At 64.3% G+C, this 7,469-nt stretch carries 7 protein-coding genes; 6 read left to right on the forward strand and 1 reads right to left on the reverse strand.

Going from position 1 to position 7,469, the window contains the following annotated elements:
- The first annotated feature begins 50 nt into the window (after positions 1-50).
- The 4 genes from NKI31_RS19500 (at position 51) to NKI31_RS19515 (ending at position 5,040) form a co-directional block, all read left to right on the forward strand.
- Positions 51-1,076 (forward strand): BMP family protein, encoded by a 1,026-nt coding sequence (locus NKI31_RS19500; protein ID WP_023694458.1) that lies wholly within the window; start codon positions 51-53, stop codon positions 1,074-1,076.
- Positions 1,077-1,250: 174 nt separating this feature from the next.
- Positions 1,251-2,762 (forward strand): ABC transporter ATP-binding protein, encoded by a 1,512-nt coding sequence (locus tag NKI31_RS19505; protein ID WP_352652360.1) that lies wholly within the window; start codon positions 1,251-1,253, stop codon positions 2,760-2,762.
- A gap of 281 nt (positions 2,763-3,043) precedes the next feature.
- Entirely contained in the window at positions 3,044-4,099 is a 1,056-nt protein-coding gene (locus NKI31_RS19510; RefSeq protein ID WP_352652361.1) for an ABC transporter permease, read from the forward strand.
- A complete protein-coding gene (locus tag NKI31_RS19515) occupies positions 4,096-5,040 on the forward strand; it encodes an ABC transporter permease (protein ID WP_352652362.1) in 945 nt (314 codons plus the stop codon). Before NKI31_RS19510 ends, NKI31_RS19515 begins: the two co-directional genes overlap by 4 nt.
- A gap of 19 nt (positions 5,041-5,059) precedes the next feature.
- Here the strand turns inward: NKI31_RS19515 and NKI31_RS19520 are convergent, their stop codons facing one another.
- Complete coding sequence (locus NKI31_RS19520) at positions 5,060-5,827, reverse strand: SDR family NAD(P)-dependent oxidoreductase (RefSeq protein ID WP_023686096.1); 768 nt, start codon at positions 5,825-5,827, stop codon at positions 5,060-5,062.
- A 232-nt stretch (positions 5,828-6,059) separates the two neighbouring features.
- Here NKI31_RS19520 and NKI31_RS19525 point away from each other — a divergent pair, with 232 nt between their 5' ends.
- Together NKI31_RS19525 and NKI31_RS19530 are read left to right on the forward strand one after the other, a co-directional pair.
- Entirely contained in the window at positions 6,060-6,215 is a 156-nt protein-coding gene (locus tag NKI31_RS19525; RefSeq protein WP_023670454.1) for a hypothetical protein, read from the forward strand.
- A gap of 158 nt (positions 6,216-6,373) precedes the next feature.
- Positions 6,374-7,330 carry an LLM class flavin-dependent oxidoreductase gene (locus tag NKI31_RS19530; RefSeq protein ID WP_023726079.1) on the forward strand — a complete coding sequence of 319 codons (957 nt, stop codon included), beginning with the start codon at positions 6,374-6,376 and terminating at the stop codon, positions 7,328-7,330.
- Positions 7,331-7,469 lie beyond the last annotated feature (139 nt).

A 7,469-nucleotide genomic window follows, 5' to 3' on the forward strand; every position in this document is an offset into this window, starting at 1 on the left:
TGATTTCGGAACAGCCGGCTCGACACGGCTGTCAAACAGAGGGGCACTAGATGGAAAACCGGAAAAACAAATCGCAATCGACCGGCCTGTCGCGGCGCGACGTGCTGGAACTCGGCGCACTTGGCCTGGCCGCAGCCATGCTGCCGGGTGCAGCCCTCGCCAAGGACAAGAAGCTGAAGGTGGCGGCGATCTTCGCCACGCCGATCGAGGAGCCGTGGGACAACCAGATCCACGTCGCCCTGCAGAAGGCCGAGAAGGAACTCGGCATCGAATACAAATGGTCGGAAAAGGTGCAGACCGCCGATTTCAGCCGCGTCATGCGCGAATATGCGCAAGGCGGGTACCAGCTGGTGCTGGGCGACGCCTTCGCCGCCGAGCGTGAATCGCGCCGCACGGCAAAGCAGTTCCCGAAGACGGCATGGCTGTTCGGCTCGGGCGCCGGCCCGGCCGAGCCCAATTTCGGCGTCTTCGACAACTGGATCCACGAGCCGGCCTATCTCTCCGGCATGATCGCCGGCAAGATGTCGAAGTCGGGCACGATCGGCGCGGTGGCGGCGATGGGCATTCCGGAAGTGAACCGGCTGGTCAACGCCTTCTTTGCCGGCGCCAAGGAGGTCAATCCCAACATCAAGAAGAAGGTCGCCTTCATCGGCTCGTTCTTCGATCCGCCCAAGGCCAAGGAAGCGGCCGTCGCCCAGATCGATGCCGGCGTCGATGTCATCTATGCGGAGCGCTTCGGCGTCATCGAGGCGGCGGTGGACAAGAAGATCCTCGCCATCTCCAATATGTCCGACCAGTCGAGCCTCGGCCCCGACACGGTCATAACCGGGCCGGTCTGGGACATGTATCCGACGGTCGAGCAGGCGATCAAGCTGGTCAAGGCCGGTGTCTTCACCGCGCAGGACTATGGCGATTTCTCGCGCATGGCCAAGGGCGGGTCGTTCCTGGCGCCCTACCATAAATTCGACAAGACGCTGCCGGCGGATGTGAAGGATCTGGTCGAGAAGAAGAAGGCCGAGATCCTGGAGGGCAACTTCCGCGTGGATGTGGATGAGAACACGCCGGTTTCGGATTAGCTCGGCGTACCCCTCCCCCTTGAGGGGAGGGTGGCCCGCAGGGCCGGGTGGGGTCCCCCGCGAAGTGCTCCATCCTGCTAAGTCATAGGTTGAGGCAGTTGAGGTGACCCCACCCGCCTCGCTTCGCTCGGCACCCTCCCCTCGAGGTGGAGGGGTATCTCCGCAGGAGCACCTTTGTCCGCCCCTCTCATCGAAATGCGCGCCATCACCAAGAGCTTCGGCGCCGTCAAGGCGAATGAGGCTGTCGATCTAAGCGTCGCTCCAGGTGAGATCCTCGGCCTGCTGGGCGAAAACGGCGCCGGCAAGACGACGCTGATGAATGTGCTGTTCGGCGCCTATGCGCCGGATGCCGGCGAAATTCTTATCCAGGGCAAGACCGTGCGGATCACCAGTTCGGCCGATGCGCTGGCCGCCGGCATCGGCATGGTGCACCAGCATTTTCATTTGGCGCCAAGGCTGACGGTCCTGGAAAACCTTCTGATTGGCATTCCCGGCAAATCCGGCCGCATCGACCGCGCCGGCGGACTTGCCCGGTTGTCCGACATCAGCCGTCAGCATGGGCTGACGCTGGACCCCAACCTGCCTGTCTCCGCGCTGTCGGTCGGCGAGCAGCAGCGGCTCGAAATCGTCAAGGCGCTGTTTCGCGGCGCCAGGCTGTTGATCCTTGATGAGCCAACCGCGGTGTTGGCGCCGGGCGAGGTCGACGGGCTGTTTTCGGCGCTGCGCTCGATGGCGGCGCAGGGGCTCGGCATCATCTTCATCTCGCACAAATTAAACGAGGTGCGGGCGCTCACCCATCGCTGCACCGTATTGCGGCATGGCCGCGTCGCCGGCCGTGTCGACGATCCGGCGAACACGACATCGGCAGAAATGGCGCAGCTGATGTGCGGCCATGAGATCGTGCCGCCGGCAAGAGGACCTTCGACCCCAGGCGCGGCGGTGCTGACGCTCGACGGTATTTCCACCTCACGGCATTCGGGGACGCCGCTGCGCGATGTATCGCTTGCCGTTCGCGCGGGCGAAATCCTCGGCATTGCCGGGGTCTCCGGCAATGGCCAGCGGGCGCTGGCCGAGGTGATTTCCGGCACGCACGCGCCCGACGCCGGCGCGATGACGATAGCCGGCAAACCTGTTACGCGGTTCTCGCCGCGCGAGGTGCAGGCGCTCGGCCTTGGCCGCATCCCGGAAGACCGTATGACGACCGGGCTGGTCACCAATCTGCCGCTCGCCGATTCCATGGTGTTGCCGCGCATCGGCACCGAGGCGTTCAGCAGCAAAGGCCTGCTCAAGCCCGACGCTATCCGCGCTTTCGCCGAAGAACAGATCAAGGCTTATGATATCAGGTGCCCCGGGCCGATGACCCGCGCCGGCGCGCTGTCGGGCGGCAATCTGCAGAAGGCGCTGCTGGCGCGCGAACTGGCTTTCGACCCGAAGGTGCTGATCGTCTCGCAGCCGACGCGCGGCCTCGACATCGGTGCCGCCCGCTTCATCCACGAAAAATTCCTCGACATGCGCGCCAAAGGCTGCGGGATCATCGTCATCGGCGAGGATCTCGAAGAGCTGCTGGTGCTCTGCGACCGCATCGCGGTGATGTATGAGGGCCGCATCGCCGGCACGCTGGGCAGCGCCGATGCGACGATCGCGCGGCTTGGGCTGCTGATGACCGGGGCGGAGGGCAGAGCCTAGATGGACTTTCTCACTCGGTCCCTCGCAGAAACTTCAAATAATACTGCCCGCTTTTGGCTGACTTTAAGCGTCAGCGCTGCCCCTCACCTGCCTGCCGGCATCCTCTCCCCGCATAGAGACGGGGAGAGGGGCTCTCACCCATGGTTTCGCCAATCGCCACAGCTGCAAAGGGGAGCTGCCATAGGGCCCAGATCCCTTCTCCCCGTGTCTATACGGGGAGAAGGTGCCGGCAGGCGGATGAGGGGCGGCGCGACCGTCTGGGCGGCGGAGGGGCATAGCTGATGTTCCGCCTCGAAGCCCGCAGTTCCACCCCCGCCTGGTTCAATCTCGCTTTGCCGCTGCTGGCCATCGGCGCCACGCTTGCCCTGTGCAGCGGCCTCATCGCGCTGGCCGGCGCCGGCGTGCTTGAGGCCTATGGCGTGATGCTGTCGGCCTCGTTCGGCGACAGCTATGCCATCACCGAAACGCTGGTGCGCGCCGCCCCGATGATCTTCACCGGGCTGGCTGTGGCCGTAGCCTTCCGGGCCAAATTCTGGAACATCGGCGCCGAGGGCCAATTGCTGGCCGGTGCCGTGGCCAGCTGCTTCGTCGGCGCCATCCCAATGCCGGGCGCGCTGGCGATCCTGTCGATGGCGCTGGCGGGCGCTGCTGCCGGTGCCGCGGCAGCGCTGGTGCCCGCGACGCTCAGGGTCAAATTCAAGGTGGACGACGTCGTCAGCTCGCTGCTGCTCAATTCGGTCATCTACTATGCGCTAATGGCGCTGATCGAGGGGCCGTGGAAGGACTCGTTCAGCGGCTATCCGATCTCGCCGCCGATCGAGGATTCGGCGAATTTTCCGGTGCTGCTTGAAGGCACAAGGCTGCATCTGGGTGTCATCGCCGCGTTGATCGGGGCCCCGTTGATCTGGTTCCTGATCGTGCGCACCACGCTCGGCTTCCGGATCAGGGTCACCGGCGAAAGCCCGGAAGCCGCCCGCTATGGCGGCATCCATGTCGAGCGGGTCCTGATTTCGACGGCGCTGCTGTCGGGCGCGCTGGCCGGGCTTGCCGGCGTCGGCGAGGTCGGCGGCGTGCATTTCCAGGTGATGAGCGACATTTCGCCGGGCTATGGCTATTCCGGCATCGTCGTTGCCATGCTGGCCAGGCTCAATCCGCTCGGCGTCGTACCGGCGGCGATCTTCCTGGCCGCCGTGATGACCGGCGCCGAAGCGATGTCGCGCGCCACCGGCGTGCCGGCGTTCCTCAGCGATGTCATCCAGGGCACGGCGCTGCTCGCCATGCTGGTGGCGCTGCTGTTCACGGCCTATCGCTTCCGCCGCGTCGGTGCCGCCTTATGAGCGCGGTGTTCGAACAGATTTTTCAGGTCGGCTTCCTCGCCGCCATTATCCGCATCGCCACGCCGCTGGCATTTGCCACGCTGGGCGAGATGTTCTCCGAGCGGGCCGGCGTGCTCAATCTCGGTATCGAAGGCATCATGCTGCTCTGCGCGATGACCGGCTTTACCGCCGCCAGCCTCAGCGGCAGCATGTGGCTCGGGGTGCTGGCCGCGGTGTTGACCGGCATGGCGATGAGCGCGCTGCATGCGCTGTTCACGGTGGCGCTCGGCCTCAGCCAGCATGTCTGCGGCATCGGCGTCACCCTGTTCTCGTCGGGCCTTGCCTATTTCCTCTACCGTCTGACCTTCGGCCAGCAATCGGTGCCGCCCAGCATCAAGGGTTTTCAGACGCTGCCGATCCCGCTGCTGTCGGATATTCCGGTTCTGGGGTCAGCGGTTTTCAACCAGTTTGCGCTGGTCTACTTGGCAATCATTGCCATCCCGGTCGCTGCTTTCGTGCTCTACCGCACGCCTTGGGGGCTGTCGGTGCGGATGGTCGGCGAGAACCCGCGCGCCGCTGATTCCGCTGGGGTCAGCGTCATCGCCACGCGCTTCCAGGCGGTCATCCTCGGCGGTGCGCTGATGGGGCTTGCGGGCGCCTTCCTCACCATGGCACAGTTCAACGCCTTCACCTTTGGTGTCGTGTCGGGCCGTGGCTGGGTGGCGATCGCGCTGGTCGTGTTCGGCCGCTGGGACCCGTGGCGCTCTGCGGGCGCGGCGCTGCTGTTCGCCTTCGTCGATGCGCTACAATTGCGCATGCAGGCGAGCGGCCTCGGGCATATTCCCTATGAGGCGTTCTTGATGCTGCCCTTCATTTTCACCATCGTCGCGATGGCCGTGATGTCACGCAACGCGGTTGCGCCGTCCGCGCTGCTGAAGCCGTTTCGACGAGAAGAGCGGTAAGGCGAGTAGCCTGGGATACTCACATCGCCGTAAAACCATTATCGACAAACAGATGCGTCCCGTTAACGAAGCTGGACTCATCGCTGGCGAGGTACAGCGCTGCCTTGGCCACTTCCTCCGGCTCACCGATGCGGCCCTGCTGTGCGGCCAATGCGGCGTCCGACACGTCGACGCCGAGCTTGCCGAGATCGGCGACCTCGCGCAGGCCGTGCGGCGTGCGGATGAAGCCGGGACAGACGGCGTTGCAGCGTATGTTGCGGTCGCGGAATTCGACTGCGATGGCGCGCGCGAACATGTGGCAGGCGCCCTTGGTGGTGTCGTAGAGCACCTCCATGGGTGTGGCCGCCACAGCCGAGATCGACGAGGTGCAGACGATCGAACCGCCACCGGCAGCGATCATGCCCGGCAACACGGCGCGCGTCATCAGGAACATCGAGCGGACATTGACCGCATGCAGCCAGTCCCATTCCTGCACTGTCGTCTCCAGGAACGGCTTTATCACGATGGTGCCGGCATGGTTGAACAACACCGTGGCCGGGCCGAGCCTGGCAGTCGCCGCCTTCACTGCGGCCTCGACCTGCGCCTCGTCCGAGACGTCGGCCACCCAGTGTTCGGCGATATGTCCCCGCGCGCGTATCGCCGCCGCAGTGGCTGCCGCCGCCTCGCCATTGCGGTCGATGATCGCCACCTTGGCGCCTTCGGCGGCGAACAATTCCGAGGCCGCTCCGCCCATTCCGGTCGCGCCGCCCGAGATGATTGCAATCTTGCCGGCTAGTCTTGTACCCATGTTCTGTTCCCCGTTCCCGATCGAAATAATCCGCATTTACGCCGGAATGGCGATGCTATCGCCTATGCAGACGTCGGCCAAGCTTGTCGCTCGCTTGTCTCCAACAGGGTCTCCCAGCAATGCCAAACCAAATAATAAGGAATACTGAGAAAATCATTCTACATATCTCCAAAAAATAGCACTCGACAAAGTCTACTGATTTTATAGATTAATCCGCAAGACGGAGGTCGATATGTCCTATATCCAGAACGCCGAGACGGACCGCACCAGCCAGAGGCTGGCCAATAGCCAGGCTTTCCGCCCGGCCTATGCCGGCGCTTTCGCCTATCTCGTCTTTGCCCTTGCGTTCGTGTTCACCGGGGCAGTCGTGCTCGGCTTGATTCCCTGACCGATCAGGCCGAAAGGGTGGCGACCTAGCGCTTTCAGTGAGTGACCGGAGTTGATGAACCGAACGCGGACGCGCTTTGGCGCTGATGCTTGTTTTTACGCATGTCGTCGTCTCAAAACCGGGGGCGACATACATCCAACGTGATGGAGGAGATGGCAATGCCGATCGAGTTCACGCATGTTCCCGGTAAAACGCACGCCGCCGATGCCGGTTCGGCCGTACCGTTCTTCTATGATTTCGTCGAGACGGCGACCAAGCTGTCGCTGATCGAGGATTCCGGCTTCCAGAACATCGTCGTCGACGACCCGGCCGGGCTGTTGACCAATATGGACATCGCCGCCCAGGCGCTGGACCGCACCTCGTCGCTGGAAGTGGTGCTGACGCACTGGGCCGGCGTGATCGCGCCAGCCGTTGCGGCGCGGCAACTGGCGGCGCTCGATGCCAGGAGCGGCGGCCGGCTGGCGCTGAGGATGCTGAGCGAGCCGCTGGATGACGACGATGCCGAGACGCGTCCGGTCGGCCACACCGTGGTCTGGCAGCGCATCGACGAATATCTTGTGCTGCTGAAGCGGCTGTGGTCGAACGACCGGCCCTTCGACCATGAAGGTGCATTCTACAGCATCAAGGGTGGCTATGTGCCGCGCAAGGGGCCGCATGGCGTCGACGTGATCATCCGCATGGGTGGCCAGTCCGGCACCGCGCTCAAGGTCGCCGGCCGCCATGCCGACGTGTTTGAACTCACGGCTGGTTCGCTCGACGAGATCCGCCAGCTGATGGAACGGGCGCGCAGCGCCGCCGCCGAGCATGGCCGCGCCGGCAAGCTGCGTTTTGCGCTTCCGGTCCGGGTCCGCTCGGAGGGTGGCGCCTCTACCGTCGGCCACAAGGCGGTCGAACTTTCCGGACCACCGGCGCAGATCGCCCTGTCGCTGCTGCCCTATGCGGCGCTGGGCATCAGCGAGTTCATGATCGTCGGTGTCGACCGGCCGCGCGAGATCGCCAGCGTCGGCCGCGAGACGATCGCGCTCTTGCGCAATTCGCTGGCACGCCGTGAGGCTGAGGTGCCGCAACCAGGGGCGTTTGCCTCGCGGGGCGGGTCGGATATCCACGCAGGGTGAATTTGCGGGTGGAATGAAAGCTAGGTAGTGTGCTGAGAGTTCTTCAAATTCGCTGAGAGGGGGCGGTCATGGCAGGCTGGTGATTGTTCACGTCACCTGATTCCCGCGAAGGAACGCCACCATGACCAAGACTGAAGTT

It is taken from the genome of Mesorhizobium sp. M0659 (genome assembly GCF_040320605.1).
Taxonomy (GTDB): domain Bacteria; phylum Pseudomonadota; class Alphaproteobacteria; order Rhizobiales; family Rhizobiaceae; genus Mesorhizobium.